Annotated in this window: 19 protein-coding genes; 12 read left to right on the top strand and 7 right to left on the bottom strand. The window is 72.1% G+C overall.

The window, feature by feature from the left end; translation table 11 throughout:
- Window positions 1-135: 135 nt before the first annotated feature.
- Together sseA and FHG71_RS10485 are read left to right on the top strand one after the other, a co-directional pair.
- Window positions 136-990 (top strand): 3-mercaptopyruvate sulfurtransferase, encoded by an 855-nt coding sequence (gene sseA, locus FHG71_RS10490; RefSeq protein ID WP_139081626.1) that lies wholly within the window; start codon window positions 136-138, stop codon window positions 988-990.
- Window positions 991-999: 9 nt separating this feature from the next.
- Window positions 1000-2181, top strand: coding sequence for an amino acid aminotransferase (locus FHG71_RS10485; RefSeq protein ID WP_139081624.1), 1182 nt, complete (start codon window positions 1000-1002; stop codon window positions 2179-2181).
- Window positions 2182-2327: 146 nt separating this feature from the next.
- Here FHG71_RS10485 and FHG71_RS10480 read toward each other — a convergent pair whose 3' ends face one another.
- Both FHG71_RS10480 and FHG71_RS10475 read right to left on the bottom strand, forming a co-directional pair.
- Window positions 2328-3848: an ammonium transporter gene (locus tag FHG71_RS10480; protein WP_139081623.1), complete on the bottom strand. Its 1521-nt coding sequence runs from the start codon at window positions 3846-3848 to the stop codon at window positions 2328-2330.
- A 28-nt stretch (window positions 3849-3876) separates the two neighbouring features.
- The gene (locus FHG71_RS10475; RefSeq protein ID WP_139081621.1) at window positions 3877-4215 is read right to left on the bottom strand and encodes a P-II family nitrogen regulator; all 339 of its coding nucleotides are present in this window, start codon (window positions 4213-4215) and stop codon (window positions 3877-3879) included.
- Between the two features lie 265 nt (window positions 4216-4480).
- Between FHG71_RS10475 and FHG71_RS10470 the strand changes: the two genes are divergently transcribed.
- Complete coding sequence (locus FHG71_RS10470; RefSeq protein ID WP_139081619.1) at window positions 4481-6724, top strand: transglycosylase domain-containing protein; 2244 nt, start codon at window positions 4481-4483, stop codon at window positions 6722-6724.
- A 3-nt stretch (window positions 6725-6727) separates the two neighbouring features.
- Here the strand turns inward: FHG71_RS10470 and FHG71_RS10465 are convergent, their stop codons facing one another.
- The 3 genes from FHG71_RS10465 to FHG71_RS10455 all read right to left on the bottom strand — a co-directional run bounded on the left by FHG71_RS10465 (window position 6728) and on the right by FHG71_RS10455 (window position 8513).
- Window positions 6728-7105: a hypothetical protein gene (locus FHG71_RS10465; RefSeq protein ID WP_139081617.1), complete on the bottom strand. Its 378-nt coding sequence runs from the start codon at window positions 7103-7105 to the stop codon at window positions 6728-6730.
- 74 nt (window positions 7106-7179) lie between these two features.
- On the bottom strand, window positions 7180-7767 hold the full coding sequence (locus FHG71_RS10460; protein ID WP_139081615.1) for an MlaC/ttg2D family ABC transporter substrate-binding protein: 588 nt from the start codon (window positions 7765-7767) through the stop codon (window positions 7180-7182).
- Complete coding sequence (locus FHG71_RS10455; RefSeq protein ID WP_139081613.1) at window positions 7764-8513, bottom strand: MlaA family lipoprotein; 750 nt, start codon at window positions 8511-8513, stop codon at window positions 7764-7766. The genes FHG71_RS10460 and FHG71_RS10455 overlap by 4 nt, the downstream gene beginning before the upstream one ends.
- Before the next feature lie 127 nt (window positions 8514-8640).
- On the opposite strand from FHG71_RS10455, the gene FHG71_RS10450 reads away from it, so the two are divergent.
- The 7 genes from FHG71_RS10450 (at window position 8641) to FHG71_RS10420 (ending at window position 15265) form a co-directional block, all read left to right on the top strand.
- Complete coding sequence (locus tag FHG71_RS10450) at window positions 8641-10380, top strand: type I secretion system permease/ATPase (protein ID WP_139081611.1); 1740 nt, start codon at window positions 8641-8643, stop codon at window positions 10378-10380.
- The gene (locus FHG71_RS10445; RefSeq protein WP_139081609.1) at window positions 10377-11681 is read left to right on the top strand and encodes an HlyD family type I secretion periplasmic adaptor subunit; all 1305 of its coding nucleotides are present in this window, start codon (window positions 10377-10379) and stop codon (window positions 11679-11681) included. The genes FHG71_RS10450 and FHG71_RS10445 overlap by 4 nt, the downstream gene beginning before the upstream one ends.
- 75 nt (window positions 11682-11756) lie before the next feature.
- Window positions 11757-12218 (top strand): RidA family protein, encoded by a 462-nt coding sequence (locus FHG71_RS10440; RefSeq protein WP_139081607.1) that lies wholly within the window; start codon window positions 11757-11759, stop codon window positions 12216-12218.
- Entirely contained in the window at window positions 12215-12967 is a 753-nt protein-coding gene (locus FHG71_RS10435; RefSeq protein ID WP_139081605.1) for a glycerophosphodiester phosphodiesterase family protein, read from the top strand. Before FHG71_RS10440 ends, FHG71_RS10435 begins: the two co-directional genes overlap by 4 nt.
- Complete coding sequence (locus FHG71_RS10430; protein ID WP_139081603.1) at window positions 12964-14145, top strand: GNAT family N-acetyltransferase; 1182 nt, start codon at window positions 12964-12966, stop codon at window positions 14143-14145. Before FHG71_RS10435 ends, FHG71_RS10430 begins: the two co-directional genes overlap by 4 nt.
- Before the next feature lie 129 nt (window positions 14146-14274).
- Window positions 14275-14895: a glutathione S-transferase family protein gene (locus tag FHG71_RS10425; protein ID WP_139081601.1), complete on the top strand. Its 621-nt coding sequence runs from the start codon at window positions 14275-14277 to the stop codon at window positions 14893-14895.
- A complete protein-coding gene (locus tag FHG71_RS10420; protein WP_139081599.1) occupies window positions 14888-15265 on the top strand; it encodes a 4a-hydroxytetrahydrobiopterin dehydratase in 378 nt (125 codons plus the stop codon). The genes FHG71_RS10425 and FHG71_RS10420 overlap by 8 nt, the downstream gene beginning before the upstream one ends.
- A gap of 73 nt (window positions 15266-15338) precedes the next feature.
- Here the strand turns inward: FHG71_RS10420 and FHG71_RS10415 are convergent, their stop codons facing one another.
- Window positions 15339-15830, bottom strand: coding sequence for a peroxiredoxin (locus FHG71_RS10415; protein ID WP_139081597.1), 492 nt, complete (start codon window positions 15828-15830; stop codon window positions 15339-15341).
- 76 nt (window positions 15831-15906) lie between these two features.
- On the opposite strand from FHG71_RS10415, the gene FHG71_RS10410 reads away from it, so the two are divergent.
- On the top strand, window positions 15907-17124 hold the full coding sequence (locus tag FHG71_RS10410; RefSeq protein WP_139081595.1) for an NAD(P)/FAD-dependent oxidoreductase: 1218 nt from the start codon (window positions 15907-15909) through the stop codon (window positions 17122-17124).
- Between the two features lie 10 nt (window positions 17125-17134).
- Window positions 17135-17698, top strand: coding sequence for an RsmD family RNA methyltransferase (locus tag FHG71_RS10405; RefSeq protein ID WP_139081593.1), 564 nt, complete (start codon window positions 17135-17137; stop codon window positions 17696-17698).
- Here the strand turns inward: FHG71_RS10405 and FHG71_RS10400 are convergent.
- Entirely contained in the window at window positions 17695-18639 is a 945-nt protein-coding gene (locus tag FHG71_RS10400) for a BadF/BadG/BcrA/BcrD ATPase family protein (RefSeq protein ID WP_139081592.1), read from the bottom strand. The genes FHG71_RS10405 and FHG71_RS10400 overlap by 4 nt on opposite strands.
- Between the last annotated feature and the right edge of the window lie 9 nt (window positions 18640-18648).

The following is an 18648-nucleotide window of genomic DNA, read 5'->3' as shown; positions in this document are numbered from 1 at the left end:
GCCAGCGTCGCCGAAACGCGTTAACAGATCCTGACAGCACCGAACGGTCCTCCCCCGGTGCGCGCAACACCTTGACAGGCTGGCGCGCGCGTCACCCGCTTGCGCCCGAAGGCCCCTGCCCTTACGGAGCGCGCCATGCCCGACGATCCCCGGACCCTCGTTTCCACCGAATGGCTGGCCCAAAGGCTGGGCGGGCCGGACCTCGTGATTCTCGATGCCTCGTGGCACCTGCCCGGATCGGGCCGGGATGCCGAGGCCGAGTTCGGCGCAGGGCGCATCCCCGGCGCGCGGCGATTCGACATCGAGGCGGTCGCGGATACCGAAAGCGCCCTGCCCCACATGGCGCCTTCGGCCGAGGTCTTCGCCAAGGCGGCGTGGGACCTAGGCATCGGGCCGGGCACGCAGGTCGTTACCTATGACGCGGCGGGGCTCTTCTCGGCGCCGCGCGCGTGGTGGACCTTCCGGCTCATGGGGCATGAGCGGGTCGCGGTACTGGACGGGGGCCTCCCGAAGTGGCGGGCCGAGGGGCAGGCGTTGGAGACGGGCGAGGCCGGCGCCGCGCCCGAGGCCGCGCCGCTGACGCCCGCGCCCGAGGCGGCCCGCGTCGTGGATGCGGACGCCGTGGAGCGCGCGCTGGAGACGGGCGAGGCGCAGGTGCTGGACGCCCGGGCGCGGGCGCGATTCCGGGGCGAGGCGCCGGAGCCCCGGGCGGGGCTTCGGGCCGGGCACATGCCGGGAGCGCTGAACGTTCCCTTCGGCGAGGTGCTGAACCCGGACGGCACGATGAAGGACGAGGACGGTCTTCGCGCGGCGCTGATCGCCGAGGGGGTGGACCCCGCGCGGCCTGTCATCGCCACCTGCGGATCGGGCGTCACGGCCGCGATCCTGGCGCTGGCGCTCGAGCGGCTCGGGCGCAGCGCCGCCATCTATGACGGCTCCTGGGCCGAGTGGGGGGCCGATCCCCTGCGCCCGGTGGCCACAGGACCCTGAGGAGATTCCATGCTCGACCAGTTGAAGGACCAGCCCGCGGACAAGATCCTGAGCCTCATGGCGGCGTTCCGCGCCGACCCGCGCGAGGGCAAGATCGACCTGGGCGTGGGCGTCTACAAGGACGCCGAGGGGCGCACCCCGGTCATGCGCGCCGTGCGCGCCGCCGAGAAGCGCATCTGGGACGAGGAGACCACCAAGACCTACACGGCGCTGGCGGGCGACCCGGCCTTTGCCGACGCGCTGGTGCCGCTGGTTCTGGGGCCGTCCGTGCCCCGCGCCAACGTCGCCGCCGTGGCGACGCCCGGCGGCACGGGGGCGGTGCGGCAGGGGTTCGAGCTGATCCGCATGATGAGGCCCGAGGCCACCGTCTGGGTGCCCGAGCCGACCTGGCCCAACCACCTGTCGATCCTCAAGCACCTCGGGATGACGGTGAAGGGCTACCGCTACTTCGACGGGTCCACCCTGGCGGTGGACGCCGAGGGGATGCTGGCCGACCTGCAGGGCGTGACGTCCGGGGACGCGGTGCTGCTGCACGGCTGCTGCCACAACCCGACCGGCGCGGACCCGGAGCCCGCGACGTGGAGCCGCCTCGCGGACCTGCTGCGCGAGAAGGGCGCCCTGCCCTTCATCGACCTCGCCTATCTGGGCTTCGGTGATTCGCTGGAGCTGGACGCGGCGGCGACGCGGATGATCGCGGGCGGGGGCGAGTGCCTGATCGCGGTCTCGTGCTCCAAGAACTTCGGCATCTACCGGGAGCGCGCCGGGCTGCTGATGGCGGTGGCACGGGACGAGGCGACGGCCAAGCTGGCGCAGGTGAACCTCGCGTATCTGAACCGGCAGAACTATTCCTTCCCGCCGGATCACGGGGCGCGGGTCGTGTCGACGGTCCTGGGCGACGCCGACCTTCGCGCCGACTGGGAGGCGGAACTGGAGGAGATCCGGGCCGGGATGCTGGGGCTGCGCGAGAGCCTTGCGGCGGAGCTGCGGCGGCTGACGAATTCGGACCGCTTCGACTTCCTGACCCGGCACAAGGGCATGTTCTCGCGGCTGGGGGCCACCCCGGAGCAGGTGGAGGCCATGCGGCGCGACCATGGGATCTACATGGTGGGCGACAGCCGGATCAACGTGGCGGGGCTCAATGCCCGGACCGTACCGGTGCTGGCCAAGGCGATGGTGGAAGCGGGGCTGTAAGGCGTCCTCCCCTCTCCGAGCGGATGAAGGGGCCCCGCGGGGCCCCTTTTTCGTGTCCACCGGCACGAAACGGCCCGCGCGGGAGGAGACGCGCGGGCCGCCGGTCCGGTCCTGGGCGCGGAGGGAGGCTCCGTCCCGGGCCGGAATCACATGTTGTAGGCGGGCTCGCCGTGCTCGGCGAGGTCGAGGCCCTCGCGCTCCACGTCCTCGGTCACGCGCAGGCCCATCACCATGTCCACGACCTTGAAGAGGATGAAGGAGCCGATGCCGGACCAGGCGAGCGTCAGGAGGACCGCCTTGAGCTGGGCCATGATCTGGAAGCCGAAGTCGTAGGCGCCGACCTGGAGCGTGCCGGGCTGGCTCAGGTAGTCGGGGATCCCGGCGCCGCCCAGGGCGGGGTTCACGAGGATGCCGGTCGCCAGCGCGCCGATGATGCCGCCCAGGCAGTGGATGCCGAAGACGTCGAGGCTGTCGTCGAGGCGCATGGCCGCCTTCATGTAGGCCACGAACCAGAAGCAGCCCACGCCGGCGACGAGGCCCAGGACGATCGAGCCCATGGGGCCGGCGAAGCCCGCGGCCGGCGTCACCGCCACGAGGCCCGAGACCACGCCCGAGACGAGGCCCAGGAGCGAGGGATGGCCCTTGAGGCTCCATTCCGCGAAGAGCCAGGCCACGCCGCCCGCAGCGGCCGCGACGAAGGTGTTCACGACGGCGAGCGAGGTGATCGAGTTGGCTTCGAGGTTGGAGCCGGCGTTGAAGCCGAACCAGCCGACCCACAGGAGGGCGCCGCCGATCATGGTCATGGTGAGCGAGTGGGGGGCGAAGTTCTCGCGGCCGTAGCCGACGCGACGGCCCAGGACGATGCAGCCCACGAGACCCGCGATGCCGGCGTTGATGTGGACCACGGTGCCGCCCGCGAAGTCGAGCGCGCCCCAGTTCCAGATGAGCCCGTTGGCGGCCAGCGCGGCGGAGGCGGCCTCGACACCCGCGGTGTCACCGGCGGCTTCGGCGATGCGGCGCAGGGTTTCCTGCTCGGCCAGGAAGTCCGGGCCGCCCCACCACCAGACCATGTGGGCCACGGGGAAGTAGATGAAGGTCACCCAGAGGATGGTGAAGACGAGGAGGGAGGAGAACTTGATGCGTTCCGCGAAGGCGCCGACGATCAGGGCCGGTGTGATGCAGGCGAAGGTCATCTGGAAGGCGATGAAGGTGTATTCCGGCAGGTAGATGCCGTTCGAGAAGGTCGCCACCATCGTCGTGGGATCGACGCCAGCCAGGAACGCCTTGCTGAAGCCGCCGACGAAGCTGTTGAGCGAGCCGCCGTCGGTGAAGGCGAGCGAATAGCCGTAGGTCACCCAGATGATCGCCACCACCGAGGTGATCGCGAAGACCTGCGTCAGCATCGACAGCATGTTCTTGGTGCGGACGAGGCCGCCGTAGAACAGGGCGAGGCCCGGTACCGTCATCAGGAGCACCAGCACCGTGGAGATGGTCATCCAGGCCACGTCGCCTTTGTCGACCGCCATCTCGTAGGTGTAGGGCGCCAGGGCCGCGGCGTCGCTGGTGGCGGAGGCCACGCCCTCGGCCGCCTCCTGCGCCATCGCGGGCAGGGCGGCCAGTGCCGTGCCCAGGGCCGCGAGGCCGGATAGTCTGGTAAGTGTCGTCATTGTCCGGTGTTCCCTGACCCCATGCCCCTCAGAGGGCGTCCTCGTTGAGCTCGCCCGTGCGGACGCGGAGGGCCGCCTCCACGTCGACCACGAAGATCTTGCCGTCGCCGATCTTGTCGGTGCGGGCCGTGCGCGCGATCGTCGTGGTGACCTGGTCCACGAGGACGTCCGGCACCACGATCTCGAGCTTGACCTTCGGCACGAAGGCCACGGCGTATTCGGCGCCCCGGTAGATCTCGGTATGGCCCGACTGCGCGCCGAAGCCCTTGATCTCGGTCACCATCATCCCGCGCACGCCCACGGCGGTCAGCGCCTCGCGCACCTCCTCGAGCTTGAACGGCTTGATGGTCGCGATGATGAGTTTCACGTCCCTGGTCCCCCTTCGGATCTCCGCTCGGGATGACCAAGGCGCGGGAGCGGCCTGCGGGGCAAGAAAGCGCGGGGCCCGTCGAACCCGACGCTCGCCACTATCGGCCGGGCGAACGCACAAAATGTGCGCATTGCACATTATTCGTGCGTTCGGTGAAAGGTCACGTCGGCGTGAGTCGTTTCCGCCCCTTCGACAGTGGCGCAGGGCTGGGTTATGGTGCGCCCTCAAAACGAGGGCGGCCGACGCGGGCGGCCGGAGGCGCATGGGCAGACAAGGATCGGGCAAGCCGCCGCTGGTGGCGGATCGGCGCTATGGCGGCGGGTCGGCCAAGGCCGCCAAGGCGCCGCCGCGCGCCGCCGCGCCCAAGCGGCGGGCGGCGGCGCCCAAAGCCCGCCGCCGGCGCGGGCCGCTGGGCTGGCTCGTGGGGCTGGTCCGAATCGTCCTGCACGCGATCTGGTCGGTCGTTTGGCGCGCGGGGGTCGTGGCGACGCTGCTGCTGGGCGCGGCGGTGGCCTGGCAGGCCTCGCGGCTTCCGGGCGTCGAGACGCTGGTGGATGGGCGGGCGCGCGGCTCGGTGACGCTGCTCGACCGCTCGGGCGAGCCCTTCGCCTGGCGCGGCGACCAGTTCGGCGGCATGGTCACGGCGGGGGAGGTGTCGCCGCATCTCGTCCATGCCGTCATCGCCACCGAGGACCGGCGGTTCTGGTGGCATCCGGGCGTGGACCCGCAGGGGATCGCCAGCGCCGTCCGCATCAACCTGAGCGAAGGGCGCGGGCCCCTGTCGGGCAACGGCGGCTCGACCATCAGCCAGCAGACCGCGAAGCTTTTGTGCCTGGGGCGGCCGTTCCGGCGCGACGAATGGGAAAGCGAGGCCGACTACGAGGCCGACTGCCGCCGCTCCACCATCGCGCGGAAGGTGCAGGAGGCCGTCTACGCGATGGCGATGGAGCTGCGCTATTCCAAGGAGGAGATCCTGACGATCTACCTCAACCGGGCCTATCTGGGCGCGGGCACGCGCGGCTTCGAGGCGGCGGCGCAGCGCTACTTCGGCGTCTCGGCGCGCGAGGTGAAGCCCGCCGAGGCCGCAATGCTGGCGGGGCTGCTGAAGGCGCCCTCGGCCTATGCGCCGACGGGCAACCTCCAGCGCGCGCGAGACCGGGCGGCGGTGGTCGTGGGGCTGATGGCCGACCAGGGCTACCTGGACGAGGCGCAGCGGGCGGAGGCGCTGGAGAACCCGGCGCGGCTGTCGCAGACGGCGTCCGCGCGCATGGGCGGGGCCTTTGCGGATTGGGTGATGGAGTCGGGCCCCGAATTCTTCACCCGCGACACCACCGAGGACGTGACGATCCGCACCACGCTCGACCCGCGCATCCAGGCGGCGGCGCAGGAGGCGCTGTCCCATGTCTTCGAGACGCAGGTGCGCGCGGGCAGCAAGGCCGAGGCGGCGATCGTGGTGATGAGCGCCGACGGCGCCGTGCGCGCCATGGTGGGCGGGCGGCAGTCGGGCGCGGGGCAGTTCAACCGCGCCACCCAGGCGCTGCGGCAGACGGGGTCGAGCTTCAAGCCCTTCATCTATGCCGCGGCGCTGGACCTGGGGCTGCACCCGATGGACCTCGTGGACGACACGCCGCTCTGCCTGTCGATCGTGGGGTCGGGCGACTGGTGCCCGGACAACTACGACGACACCTTCAAGGGCCGCATCACCCTGACCCAGGCCCTGGCCGAGAGCCGCAACATCCCCGCCGTGCGCCTGTCCGAGCAGGTCGGGCGCGAGAACGTCCGCAACGTCGCCCAGGGCTTCGGCATCGGCCGGGACCTGGCGGCGGGACCGGCGCTGGCGCTGGGGGCGTCGGAATCGACGCTGCTGGAGATGACGGGGGCCTATGCGGGCATCCTGAACGGCGGCTCGGCGGTGGTGCCCTACGGGCTGATCGACGTGACGCTGCAGGGGGAGCTGGAGCCCGTCATGGGCGCGGGTGGCGGCATCCGCGAGCGGGTGATCCAGGAGACGGCGGCGCGGGAGCTGACCTGGATGATGTGGCGCGTGACCGAGGACGGCACGGGGAGCCGGGCGCGCGTCCCCGGCTGGGAGGTCGCGGGCAAGACCGGCACCACGCAGGCCGCGCGCGACGCCTGGTTCATCGGCTTCTCGGCCGACTACGTGACCGGCGTGTGGATGGGCTACGACGACAACACGCCGCTGTCGGGGGTCACGGGCGGCGGGCTGCCGGCCGACATCTGGCGCGAGACCATGACGCGGGTGCTGGCAGGCGAGGTGCCGAAGCCCCTGCCGATGGCGCCGCCCGCGGGTGGGGGCACGAGCTTCGTGGACCCGAACGGCGTGCTGGCCGACGGCTCGGGCGAGCCGTTCCGGTCGACGGGCGACCCCGCGACGGACGCCGCGCTGGCCGAAGCCTTCGGGGCCCCGCAGGCGGCAGCGGCCCAGCCGCAGGCCGAGAGCGACCCTGTGCTGGACGCGCTGCTGTCGATCTTGGGGGCGCAGTAGGCCCTAGTCGGCGGGAGCGGCCTCTTCGGGGGCGGCCTCTTCGGGGGCCGCGCAGCTTTCGTAGCGGAAGGCGTAGCCGCGCCACATCAGGAAGATGGCGTCGCCTTCGGCCGCGCGCATGAGCATGGCGCGCTCGGTCCATTCCTGGCCCTCGCCCTCGCAGGCCATGACGTAGAGCGTGGCGCCCAAGTCGAGCACGTCCACGGGCTCGGTCATGCGGCAGGTGGATTCGAGGCCGTGCAGGACGTTGTCCTCGATGCGCAGGAGGCCGGCGCCGGCCGCGCAGTCGGACTCGGAGGACAGGCGGTAGGTGCCGTCCCAAGGCAGCGCGACGGCGAGCGAGGGGGCGAGGAGAAGCGCGAAAGCGAGGCGGGCGGGCATGGCAAAGGCCTCCGGTCGGGGTTCCGGAGGCCTTATGGCGCGGGGCGCGCGAAGGACCAAGCGGGCCGGGCGCGTCACATGGCCGACAGGTCCGCGATAAGCCGGTCGATGTCGCCGCCGCGTTGGTCGAGCAGGGCCTGCACCTCGGTCCGCTCGGAGAGGAGCATGTTCACGCCCTCGATGATGAGGTTGAAGAACTTCGGCTGCCCCGTCGCCTCGGACACCCAGAAGTCGGCGCGGAAGGGGGCCTGGTTGCGGAAGATCGCGGTGGTCGTCACCTCGATGCCGTTGGGGACGGCGCGGGCGTCCTCCACCACGATCTCGCCGCCCACGAACTCGCGGAAGCGGCGGCCGTACTTCTCGGCGACGTAGTTGGAGAAGGCCTGCGTGTAGCGGGCGAGCTGGTCGGGGCTCGCGGCGCGGGCGTCGGCGCCGAGCGAGTAGCGCGCGATGGTGGGGGCGTCGGCGTAGGCCTGGAAGATCTGGGCGAACTGCGCGATCATCCGGTCCTCGGGCACGCCCGAGGCGATCACGGCGTTCACCTCGGCCACCAGCCGGTCGACGAGGGCGCGGGCGGCGGCCACGTCCTGGGCGCGGGCGGCGGCGGGCCAGAGGGCCAGGGCGGCCCCGGCCCCCAGGAGGGCGCGGCGGGTCAGGGTCATTCGGCGGTCTCCGCGTAGGGGTCGAAGTAGTAGTCCTCGTCGGTGGCGGCGGGGGCCTGCCCCAGCTCGAACCGGCGGTTCTGGAGGTAGATCAGCCGCGCCTGGGCGTAGCTGTCGGCGCTCTCGTAGAGGATCTCGTCGAAGGTGGACCCGAGCTGGCCGCGTTCCACCACCTGCTCCGCCACCTTGGCGGGGAAGGACAGGTCGCGCACGGGGTCGGGCACCTCGCCCAATCCGTCGAGCGGGTCGAGGAGGATGTCCACCACGCGCCCGGCGGCGTCCCGCTCGGTCGAGGGGCCGAAGCCCGGAAGCTCCAGGTAGGCGCCCTCCGGGGCGCCCCAGCGGGCGAGCGTGGCGCCGAAGTCGGTCTCGACCTCCTGAAGGCCGATGGCCCCGGCCGGGTCCGCGAGGCCCAGGACGCCCACGGTGGTGTTGACGACGAAGCGCAGCGAGTTGCGCGCGGCGCCCTCGACATCCCCCTGAAGGAGATTGTTGACCACCGTCCCCGGCAGGCCCGCGTTGTCGGAGAAGTTGACCACCGGCTGGGTCACGACCTCGGGCGCCTGCGCGGCGAGGCGGCCCAGGGGGCGAAGCGCGACGCGATCGGCGGCCTTGTTGACCGCGTGCACCCGCCGGTTGAGCCCTTCGTAGGGGTCGTGGACCTCGGCCCCCGGCGGCGCGACCGAGCACCCCGCGAGGGCCCCCGCGGCCAGCAGGAGCACGAGACTGTGAGGAAGGCTTGACATGATGCGTCCGGGGTTACGGCAAAGGCGATCTCTGGTATAGCGACACAGGGAGCGGGCGGAACCCCCCGGGGTGTTCACGATTGCCGCCGGGGGCGGATCGGCCCGCGGCACGTTGGTTGAGGGGACCATGGCCAAGGAAGACGCAGCCGCGCGGGGCGCGGCCGAACTGCGGGCGGCGCGGGCCGAGAGCCGATGGCTCTTCGGGTCGGTCGCGATCTTCAGCTTCTTCGTGAACATGCTGATGCTCACGGGGCCGCTCTACATGATGAACGTCTATGACCGCGTGCTGGGATCGCGCTCGGTCGAGACGCTGGTCGCGCTGTCGGTGCTGGTGCTGTTCCTTTACGGCTGCATGGGCCTGCTGGACTTCGTCCGCGGCCGCGTGATGCAGCGGGTGGGCGCGCGCTTCCAGGCGCGGCTCGACCGGCGGGTGTTCTCGGCGGCGATGCGCGCGCCCCAGGCGGCGCGGGCCCAGCGCGAGGCGCAGTCGGGCCTGCGCGACCTAGAAAGCGTGCAGAAGTCCTGGACCTCGCCCGCGTTCATGTCGTTCTACGACATCCCCTTCGCGCCCATCTTCTTCGCGGGCATCTTCCTGCTGCATCCCTGGCTGGGCTATCTCGCCATCGGCGGGGCCATCCTGCTGGTGGTGCTGGCGGTGTCCAACCAGCTCGCCACCAAGCGGCCCCTGGAAGTCGCCGCCCACACAGCCATCGCCGCCGAGTCCATGGGCCAGCAGGTCCGGCACGAGAGCGAGACCATCCAGTCGCTGGGGATGCGCGACGCGGCTTTCGCCCGCTGGCAGCAGGCCCGCGGCCGGTCGCTGGAAACGACCATCGCCGCGCAGGACGCGGGCGGGACCTTTTCGGCGCTCATCAAGACGCTGCGGATGTTCCTGCAGTCGGCCATGCTGGGCCTGGGCGCCTATCTGGTGCTGAAGGGCGTGGCCACGGGCGGCGCCATGATCGCGAGCTCGATCCTGCTGGGCCGGGCGCTGGCGCCCATCGAGCAGATCGTGGGGCAATGGGCGGTCATCCAGCGCGGCCGCGAGGGCTGGAAGAACCTGGCGGTCCTGCTGGGCGAGGTCCCCGAGGAGCAGAAGCGCACCGCCCTGCCCCGCCCCAAGGCGAAGCTGGAACTGGAGCAGGTCACGGTGATCCCGCCCGGCGAGCAGCAGGCCACGCTGCGCATGATGTCCTTCCGGGTCGAGCCCGGGCAGGCCGTGGGCGTGATCGGGACCTCGGGGTCCGGCAAATCGACGCTGGCGCGCGCGATCACCGGGGTCTGGCGCGTCGCCGCCGGCAAGATCCGGCTGGATGGCGCGGCGCTCGACCAGTACGACCCGGACGTGCTGGGCCGCTACGTGGGCTACCTGCCGCAGCGGGTCACGCTGTTCGACGGCACCATCAAGGACAACATCGCCCGACTGTCGCCCAACCCGGACGACGCCGAGGTGGTGCGCGCGGCCAAGATGGCGGCGGCGCACGAGATGATCCTGAAGCTGCCCGACGGCTATGACACCCGCGTCACCGCCAACGGCGGGCGGCTGTCGGGCGGGCAGATCCAGCGCATCGGGCTCGCCCGGGCTCTGTATGGCGACCCGGTGGTCGTGGTGCTGGACGAGCCGAACTCGAACCTCGACAACGACGGGTCGGTGGCGCTGAACCTCGCCATCAAGAACCTGAAGGAGAAGGGCGCGGCGGTGCTCATCATGGCGCACCGGCCGGCGGCGATCCAGGAGTGCGACATGCTCCTGATGATCGAGGGCGGTGCCAGGCGGGCCTTCGGGCCCAAGGAGGAGGTCCTGCGCGAGATGGTCGCGAACCATCGCCAGATCGCGACGCAGGGCCAGACGGGAGGTGTGACGTGACCCATCCGGTGGATCAGCGCTGGTCGGCGCGCTCGCCCCTGCTGACCGGGGCGCTCTGCGTGGGGCTCCTGGTGGGGGGCTTCGGCGCCTGGGGCGCGACGACCCACATCATGGGCGCGGTGATCGCCCATGGACGGGTCGAGGTGGCCCAGAACCGCCAAGTGGTGCAGCACCCCGACGGCGGCGTGGTGGCCGAGATCCTGGTGAAGGAAGGCGCGCGGGTCGAGCAGGGCGACCTGCTGATCCGGCTCGACGCCGAGCAGCTCCGGGGCGACCTCGCGGTGGTCGAGGGGCAGCTCATGGAGGTGCTGGCGCGCAAGGCGCGGCTGGAGGCCGAGGAGGCGGAGCTTCCCGCGCTCGAGTTCGACCCGATGCTGACGGGGATGGACAACCCGCTGGCCGCCGAGATGATGGCGGGATCGGAGCGGCTGTTCCGCCAGCGGCTGGAGACGGCCGAGCGCGAGATGGAGCAGCTGTCGCGCCAGCAGGACCAGATCGCCGACCAGATCATCGGCATCAAGGCGCAGCAGGAGGCGATCGGCCGGCAGCTCGAGCTGATCGAGCGGGAGTTGGCGGACCAGCAGACGCTTCTGGCGCGCGGGCTCGCGCAGCAGGCGCGGGTTCTGGAGCTGGAGCGCGGGCAGGCCGACCTCCTGGGCCGGCAGGGCGAGCTGGCGGCCGCCGTGGCGCAGGCCGAGGGGCGCAGCACCGAGCTGGAGATCCAGCGCCTGCGCATCCAGTCGCAGCGGCGCGAGGAGGCGTCGTCGGCCCTGCGCGATCTCGGGTTCAACGAGATCGAGTTGGCGGAGAAGCGCGAGGCGCTGCTGCTGCGGCTCGACCGGCTCGACATCCGCGCGCCGGTCGGGGGGGTGATCTACGGGATGCAGGTCTTCGCGCCGCGCTCGGTCATTCGGCCGGCGGACCCGGTTTTGCACATCGTGCCGCAGGACAGGCCGCTGGTCATCTCCTCGCAGGTGGAGCCCATCCACGTGGACCAGGTCCATGTGGGCCAGGAGGTGACCCTGCGGCTGTCGGCCTTCGACCAGCGGATGACGCCCGAGCTGAAGGGCCGGGTTGTGCAGGTCTCGGCGGACGCCTTCCAGAACGAGCAGTCGGGGCTGTCCTTCTACCGCGCGGACATCGAGCTGCTGGAGGGCGAGGCCACCAAGCTGCCCGAGGGCATGGCGCTGATCCCGGGGATGCCGGTCGAGGCCTTCATCCGCACGGGCGAGCGCACGCCGATCTCCTTCCTGACCAAGCCGCTGACCGACTACTTCGCCAAGGCCTTCCGCGAGACCTGATGGCGCGGACGTGATGGACGGCCCCCCGGCCCCGGGCTAGCTTGCCGCCCGGACAAGGGCCGAGGGGACCGATTCATGGACGACATCGAGGAGCGGCTGCGCGCCCTGGGGCTGGAGCTGCCCGAGCCCGCGGCGCCGCTGGCGGCCTATGTGCCCTTCGTGCGGGCGGGGGACCTCCTGCACATGTCGGGGCAGATCGCGCGCGACGGCACGGGCGTGATCCGCGGCACGCTGGGCCAGGACCTCGACGCCGAGGCGGGCGCGCGGGCGGCGCGGGCCTGCGGCCTGCACGTCCTGGCGCAGGTGAAGGCCGCCTGCGAGGGCGACTGGGGGCGGCTCCTGCGGGTGGTGAAGCTCACGGGGTTCGTGGCGAGCGCGCCCGGCTTCTTCGACCAGCCCAAGGTGGTCAACGGCGCCTCGGAGCTCATGGTCGAGGTGCTGGGCGACCGGGGGCGGCACGCGCGCTCGGCGGTGGGCGTCACGGCGCTTCCCCTGGGCGCGGCCGTGGAGGTCGAGGCCGTGGTCCTGCTGCGATGAGCCTGCCCTCGGCCTTCCTCGACCGGCCCATCGCGCACCGGGCGCTGCACGACCGCGCCCTGGGGCGGCCCGAGAACGGCCGCGCGGCGATCCGCGCCGCCGTGGAGGCGGGCTACGGGATCGAATGCGACCTCCAGCTTTCGGCCGACGGGGTGGCGATGGTCTTCCATGACGAGGCGCTGATGCGCCTCACGGGGGAGACGGGGCTCGTGGCCGAGCGGACGGCGGCGGACCTGGGCCGGCTGCGGCTGAAGGGCAGCGACGAGGGCATCCCGACCTTCGCCGAGCTGCTGGCGCTGGTCGCGGGCCGGGTGCCGCTGCTCGTGGAGGTCAAGGACCAGACCGGCGTGCTGGGGCCGGTGGAAGGCGTGCTGGAGGAGGCGACCGCGCGGACGCTGAAGGGCTACGAGGGGCCGGTGGCGCTCATGTCCTTCAACCCCCATTCGGTGATGGCGCTGCGGGACCTCGCGCCGGACGTGCCGCGCGGGCTCACGACCGACGCCTTCGAGGCGGGCGCATGGCCGGGCCTGACCGAGGCGGCCTGCGCGCGGCTTCGGGAGATCCCGGACTACGAGGAGGCCTGCGCCTGCTTCGTCAGCCATGACTGGCGCGACCTGTGGCGCCCGCGGGTGGCGGAGTTGAAGGCGGCGGGGGCGGCGTTGCTCTGCTGGACGATCCGCTCGCCCGAGGAGGAGCGGCAGGGGCGCCGCATCGCCGACAACGTCACCTTCGAAGGCTATCTGGCGTGACGACCCTGGAGGTGAGCGTCCACGACCGCATCGACGAGATCCCGGCCGCGACTTGGGATGCCTGCGCCGCACCCGAGGCGGTCGGGGGCGGACGGCCCCGCGACCCGTTCACCACGCACCGCTTCCTCAAGGCGCTGGAGGACAGCCGCAGCGTGGGCGGCCGGTCGGGCTGGCAGCCGCGGCACCTGTCCGTGCAGATGGGCGGGCAGACCATCGCAGTGGCGCCGCTCTACGCCAAGAGCCACAGCCACGGCGAATACATCTTCGACTGGTCCTGGGCCAACGCCTGGGAGCGGGCGGGCGGGCGCTACTATCCCAAGCTCCAGATGGCCGTGCCCTTCACGCCCGTCACGGGGCGGCGCTTCCTCTGCCGGCCCGGGCACGAGGACATGGGACGCGCGGCGCTGGTCCAGGCGGCGGTGAAGATCGCGAGCGACAACGACCTGTCCTCGGTCCATGTCACCTTCTGCGACGCCGAGGAGGCCGAGGCCGGGGAGGCCATGGGGCTCCTGTCCCGCGCGTCGCAGCAGTACCACTGGGAGGACGGGGGCTACCGCAATTTCGCGGGCTTCCTTTCGGCGCTGTCGTCCCGCAAGCGCAAGACCATCCGGCGCGAGCGGGAGGAGGCGCAGGGCTTCGGAGGCGAGATCGTCGCGCTGACGGGCAAGGCCATCGAGAAACGCCACTGGGACGCGATGTGGCGCTTCTACCAGGACACGGGCGCGCGGAAGTGGGGGCAGCCGTATCTCCCCCGCGCCTTCTTCGAGCTCGCGGCCGAGCGGCTGACCGACGACTGCCTCCTGATTCTTGCAGAGCGCCAAGGGCACCCCGTCGCGGGGGCCTGGAACTTCGTGGGGCGCGACACGCTCTTCGGCCGCTACTGGGGCGCGACCGAGCACATCCCCTTCATGCATTTCGAGCTGTGCTACTATCAGGCCATCGACTGGGCGCTGGCTCATGGCCTGACCCGCGTCGAAGCCGGGGCGCAGGGCGAGCACAAGATCGCGCGCGGCTACAAGCCGGTGATGTGCCATTCGCTCCACTGGATCGGGGACGAGCGGTTCCGCGACGCCATCGCCGACTACCTGGAGCGGGAACGGGCGAGCGTGGACGAGGAGATCGAGGTGCTGACCTCGCTAGGCCCCTTCCGGCGCGAGGTCCACGAGGAGCAGGACTGAGACGCCGCGATGGGGGATCGCGGCCGGGGGCGCGCAGACCGCCGCCAGTCGGTCGGGCCCGGGCGCGCGGGGGGCTGACGCAGGCGGAAGGGTGGGTAGAGTGCCTGCGTCCGCAACAGGAGTCGGCCCATGGCGCTCACGCTCTACACCAACCCGATGTCGCGCGGTCGCATGGCCCGCTGGATGATGGAGGAGGTAGGCGAGCCCTACGAGGCCCGCATCCTCGACTTCGGCCCCGCGATGAAGGCACCCGAGTACCGGGCCATCAACCCGATGGGCAAGGTCCCGGCGCTCGTGCACGACGGCACGGTGGTGACCGAGGTCCCCGCGATCCTGAGCTACATGGCCGAGGCCTTTCCGCAGGCGGGGCCGATGCCGCAGGACCGGGCGGGCTTTTTCCGCTGGATGTTCTTCGGGGCGGGGCCGCTGGAATACGCCGTGACCAACACGGCCCTGAAGGTCGAGGTCCCGCCCGAGCGGCGGGGCATGGTGGGCTACGGCTGCCTGGAGGACGTGGTGGCGGCGCTGGCCGGGCACCTGGAGGGGCGGACCTATTTCTGCGACGAGCGCTTCTCGGTCGTGGACGTCTACCTGGGGTCGCAGATCGGGTGGGGGCTGCGCTTCGGGACCCTGCCCTCGGAGCCCGCCTTCACGGCCTACTGGGACCGGATCAAGGACCGGCCCGCCCATCTCAAGGCGTCCGAGACGGACGACCGGCTGCTGGCCGAACGGACGACGACCCATGCCTGAGAAGCTGACCCCCGAGGAACGCGACGCCCTGCTGCCCGCGCTGGGCGCGGCGGGCTGGGGGGCGGACCCCGAGCAGGACGCCCTCCGCAAGATCTGGAAGTTCCGCAACTTCTCGCAGGCTTGGGCCTTCCTGAGCCGCGTGGCGCTGCTCGCGGAGAAGCGCAACCACCACCCGGACTGGCGCAACGTCTACAACGTGGTGGACCTGCGGCTGACCACACATGACGCGGGCGGGCTCACGAAGCTCGACACCGACATGGCGGCGGTGATCGACAAGTATGCGGGGGATGCCGAGGTGCAGCGGGACCAGGCGGAGGAGATCCGGTGCCTGTGCCAGGAGCGGCACGCGGGGACGACGAAGGGCGGCTGACAAGGTGGCCGCCCGGCCGGGGAGCCGGGCGTTCGGCGGGGAAACGGCCCACCGGACCGTTTCCCAATCCGCCTCACCCCATGGCCGCCAGCATCGCCTCGCCGGCGGTGGCCTCGCAGACGCCGGGGCCTGCCTCCTCGTGCCAGAGCTCGACCACCCCGTCCACGACCAGCGCCGAGAAGCGGCGGGAGCGACGGTGGAAGCCCACCTGCGGCGCGTCGAAGGCGGTGCCCAGCGCCTCGATCCACTCGCCCGCCGGGTCGGCCAGCAGCGTGATGCCGGCCGGAGTCGCCCCGGTCTGCTCGCCCCAGGCCTTCATCACCCAGGGGTCGTTGGCCGCGACGCAGACCACCTCGTCCACGCCGCGCGCCAGGAGCGAGGGCATGACCCGCATGTAGGAGGGCACATGCGCCGTCGAGCAGGTGCCGGTGAAGGCGCCGGGCAGCCCGAACACCACCACGCGGCGACCGCTGAACAGGCCGGCACTCGGCACCGTTTCGACCCCGTTCTCGCCCATGCGAAGGAGATTGCCCTCGGGCATCCGCTCGCCTGCCTTGACCGCCATCTGCGTCACCTCTTTTGCGATTGCGCGTGCAGCAAGGGGAGATAGGCTGCGCGCCGTCAAGCGGGAGGGGCGGAGCATGACCCATGTCGTCGTGGTGGGGGCCGGTCAGGCCGGGCTGGCGCTGGTGGCGCGGCTGCGGGGCGACGGCTTCGAGGGCCAGATCACCCTGATCGGCGACGAGCCGCACCCGCCCTACCAGCGCCCGCCCCTGTCCAAGGACTACCTGCTTGGCGAGCTGGAGCGCGAGCGGCTCTACCTGCGACCCGAGTCGTTCTATGCCGAGCACGGCATCGACCTGCGGCTGGGCGCCGAGGTCGCGGCCGTGGACACCGGGCGGCGGGTGGTCATCCTGCAGACCGGGGGCGAGGTGCCCTATGACGAGCTGGTGCTGACCACGGGATCGACCCCGCGCCGCCTGCCGGCCGCGATCGGGGGGAGCCTCGACGGCGTGCTGGTCATGCGCGACATCCGCGACGCCGACCGGCTGGCGCCCGAGCTGGCCGAGGGCAAGCGCGTACTGGTGGTGGGCGGCGGCTATATCGGGCTGGAGGCGGCGGCGGTCTGCGCCAAGCGGGGCCTGTCGGTCACGCTGATCGAGATGGCGCCGCGCATCCTGCAACGGGTCGCCGCGCCCGAGACCGCGGACTACTTCCGCCGCATCCACACCGAGATGGGCGTGGCTATCCGCGAGGGCGTGGGGCTGGAGCGCCTTCTGGGCGACGAGCGGGGCCATGTGCGGGCGGCGGTGCTGTCCAAGGGCGAGGAGATCCCGGTGGACCTCGTGCTGGTGGGGGTGGGGATCGTGCCCAACACCAAGCTCGCGGAGAGCGCGGGCATCGCGGTGGAGAACGGGGTCAAGACGGACGAATACGGCCGGACCTCGGTGCCCCATGTCTGGGCAGCGGGCGACTGCGCCTCGCTGCCCCATGGCGAGGGGCGCATCCGGCTGGAATCGGTGGGCAACGCCATCGACCAGGCCGAGACGGTGGCGCGCAACATCATGGGGGCGGAGCAGCCGTATGTTCCGCAGCCCTGGTTCTGGTCGGACCAGTACGACACCAAACTGCAGATCGCCGGACTCAATACCGGGTACGACCGGGTCTTCGTCCGGCAGGTCGGCGAGGGGCTGTCGCACTGGTACTACTGCGGCGAGAGGCTGGTCGCGGTGGACGCCATGAACGACAGCCGCGCCTATATGATCGGCAAGCGGCTGATCGAGGGGGGCAAGTCCCCCAAACCCGAGGTGGTCATCGACCCGGCCACGGACCTCAAGGCGCTCCTGAAAGCCTCGTGAGACCCGGTTCGTGAGGATCGTCGGGGGCGCGAACCGGGGGCTGAAGCTCGCCGAGGTCGGCGCGGGGGATGCCGGGGCGCATCTTCGGCCGACGAGCGACCGGGTGCGCGAGGCGATCTTCAACCTGCTCGGGGGCGGGCGCTTCGGGGACCCGGTGGAAGGGGCGCGGGTGCTCGATCTCTTCGCCGGGACAGGCGCGCTGGCGCTGGAGGCGCTGTCGCGCGGCGCGGCCGAGGCGGTGCTGGTCGAGCAGGGGCGCGTGGGCCAGAAGCTCATCCGCGAGAACCTGCGGCTCATGCGGCGCGAGGGGCAGGCGCGGCTGCTGGCCGTGGACGCGACCCGGCTGCCGCCCCACGCGGGCGAGGCGTTCTCGCTGGCGTTCCTCGATCCGCCCTATGGCAGGGGGATGGGACAGCTCGCGCTGGGCGCGGCGCTGGCGGGCGGCTGGCTCACGCCCGGCGCGGTGGTGGTCTGGGAAGAAGCCGAGCCCCAGATGCCCCTGCCCGGCACCGCGCTGCTGGACCGGCGGAGCTATGGCGGGACCTGGATCACGTTGCTCGGGGTCGAGCCCTAGCGGAGCGCGGTCTCGATTCGGGCGGCCCAGGCGGCATCGGGGTTCCAGCCCGCGAGCCGCGCCGCGCGGAGAAGGCCGCCGCCCAGCACGGAGAGCTGCGGATCAGACGGGGGGCCGAGCCGATCCGTCACGGCGGCCAGGACCGCCCGACTTTGGAACACGCCTCCGGCAGGGACCCAGGGCGAAGGTCCGGGCAACCCCGCCCTCTGCGCGGCCGTACGGGCGGCCCAGGCGAGGTCGTCGCCCGCCTCCTCCAGGATCGCCGCCGCCGTCTCGTCCCCCTGCTGCGCGAGGGCATCCACCTGCCGCGCCACCCCGGCCAGGGCGGGGCGAGGGCCGGCTTCCTGCGCCATGAGCCAGGTCAGGGGCGCGAAGGGGCCCGTGGCCTCGGACCCCAGCCCCGGCAGGAGCGCGTCGGCGAAGGGGCGGGCCTGCGGGAGGCGGCCGTCGAGGGCGCGGGCGGCCGCCGTCAGAGCCGCGCGGCCAATGGCATGGGCGCTGCCCTCGTCGCCCAGGAGGTCGCCCCAGCCGCCCACCCGCACCTCGCCCGCGGGACCCCGCGCCCAGGCCATGGAACCGGTGCCCGACAGGACGAGAACGCCGAAGCCGCCGCCGAAGGCCCCGAGATGGGCAAGGGCCACGTCGTTCACGGGCTCGAAGGGGACAGGGAGAAGGTCGCGCAGAAGCGCGAGCGTGGCGGCGTCATGGGCGGGGACCTCGCCATGGCCAGGCAGGCCCAGCATCATGGCCGCGAGCCCTCCCGGAGCGTCGAGGGCGTCCGTCACGGCGGTGCGCAGGACCCCGTCCCAGCCGGAGCCGTCCTGCGGGTTGCAGCCAGCACCGGAGGGCCGCCGCAGGACCTCGCCCCGGCGGTCGGCAAGCGCCACCGCCGTCTTGGTGCCGCCGCCGTCCAGCGCGGCGACCCAGGTGCCTGCCGTCATGCCGTCCCC

This window comes from Rubellimicrobium roseum, assembly GCF_006152145.1.
In the GTDB taxonomy this organism is placed as follows: Bacteria; Pseudomonadota; Alphaproteobacteria; order Rhodobacterales; family Rhodobacteraceae; genus Rubellimicrobium; species Rubellimicrobium roseum.
The sequence above is the reverse complement of the archived record's forward strand: the minus strand, read 5'-3'. Positions and strand labels throughout refer to the sequence as shown.

What these genes read in the sequence shown, in the direction of transcription:
- sseA (WP_139081626.1), top strand. Translation starts at nt 136, where the DNA reads ATGCCCGACGATCCCCGGACCCTCGTTTCCACCGAATGGCTGGCCCAA.
- FHG71_RS10415 (WP_139081597.1), bottom strand. Translation starts at nt 15,830, where the DNA reads ATGGCGGTCAAGGCAGGCGAGCGGATGCCCGAGGGCAATCTCCTTCGC.
- FHG71_RS10420 (WP_139081599.1), top strand. Translation starts at nt 14,888, where the DNA reads ATGCCTGAGAAGCTGACCCCCGAGGAACGCGACGCCCTGCTGCCCGCG.
- FHG71_RS10470 (WP_139081619.1), top strand. Translation starts at nt 4,481, where the DNA reads ATGGGCAGACAAGGATCGGGCAAGCCGCCGCTGGTGGCGGATCGGCGC.
- FHG71_RS10450 (WP_139081611.1), top strand. Translation starts at nt 8,641, where the DNA reads ATGGCCAAGGAAGACGCAGCCGCGCGGGGCGCGGCCGAACTGCGGGCG.
- FHG71_RS10400 (WP_139081592.1), bottom strand. Translation starts at nt 18,639, where the DNA reads ATGACGGCAGGCACCTGGGTCGCCGCGCTGGACGGCGGCGGCACCAAG.
- FHG71_RS10425 (WP_139081601.1), top strand. Translation starts at nt 14,275, where the DNA reads ATGGCGCTCACGCTCTACACCAACCCGATGTCGCGCGGTCGCATGGCC.
- FHG71_RS10480 (WP_139081623.1), bottom strand. Translation starts at nt 3,848, where the DNA reads ATGACGACACTTACCAGACTATCCGGCCTCGCGGCCCTGGGCACGGCA.
- FHG71_RS10435 (WP_139081605.1), top strand. Translation starts at nt 12,215, where the DNA reads ATGAGCCTGCCCTCGGCCTTCCTCGACCGGCCCATCGCGCACCGGGCG.
- FHG71_RS10455 (WP_139081613.1), bottom strand. Translation starts at nt 8,513, where the DNA reads ATGTCAAGCCTTCCTCACAGTCTCGTGCTCCTGCTGGCCGCGGGGGCC.
- FHG71_RS10440 (WP_139081607.1), top strand. Translation starts at nt 11,757, where the DNA reads ATGGACGACATCGAGGAGCGGCTGCGCGCCCTGGGGCTGGAGCTGCCC.
- FHG71_RS10465 (WP_139081617.1), bottom strand. Translation starts at nt 7,105, where the DNA reads ATGCCCGCCCGCCTCGCTTTCGCGCTTCTCCTCGCCCCCTCGCTCGCC.
- FHG71_RS10460 (WP_139081615.1), bottom strand. Translation starts at nt 7,767, where the DNA reads ATGACCCTGACCCGCCGCGCCCTCCTGGGGGCCGGGGCCGCCCTGGCC.
- FHG71_RS10485 (WP_139081624.1), top strand. Translation starts at nt 1,000, where the DNA reads ATGCTCGACCAGTTGAAGGACCAGCCCGCGGACAAGATCCTGAGCCTC.
- FHG71_RS10410 (WP_139081595.1), top strand. Translation starts at nt 15,907, where the DNA reads ATGACCCATGTCGTCGTGGTGGGGGCCGGTCAGGCCGGGCTGGCGCTG.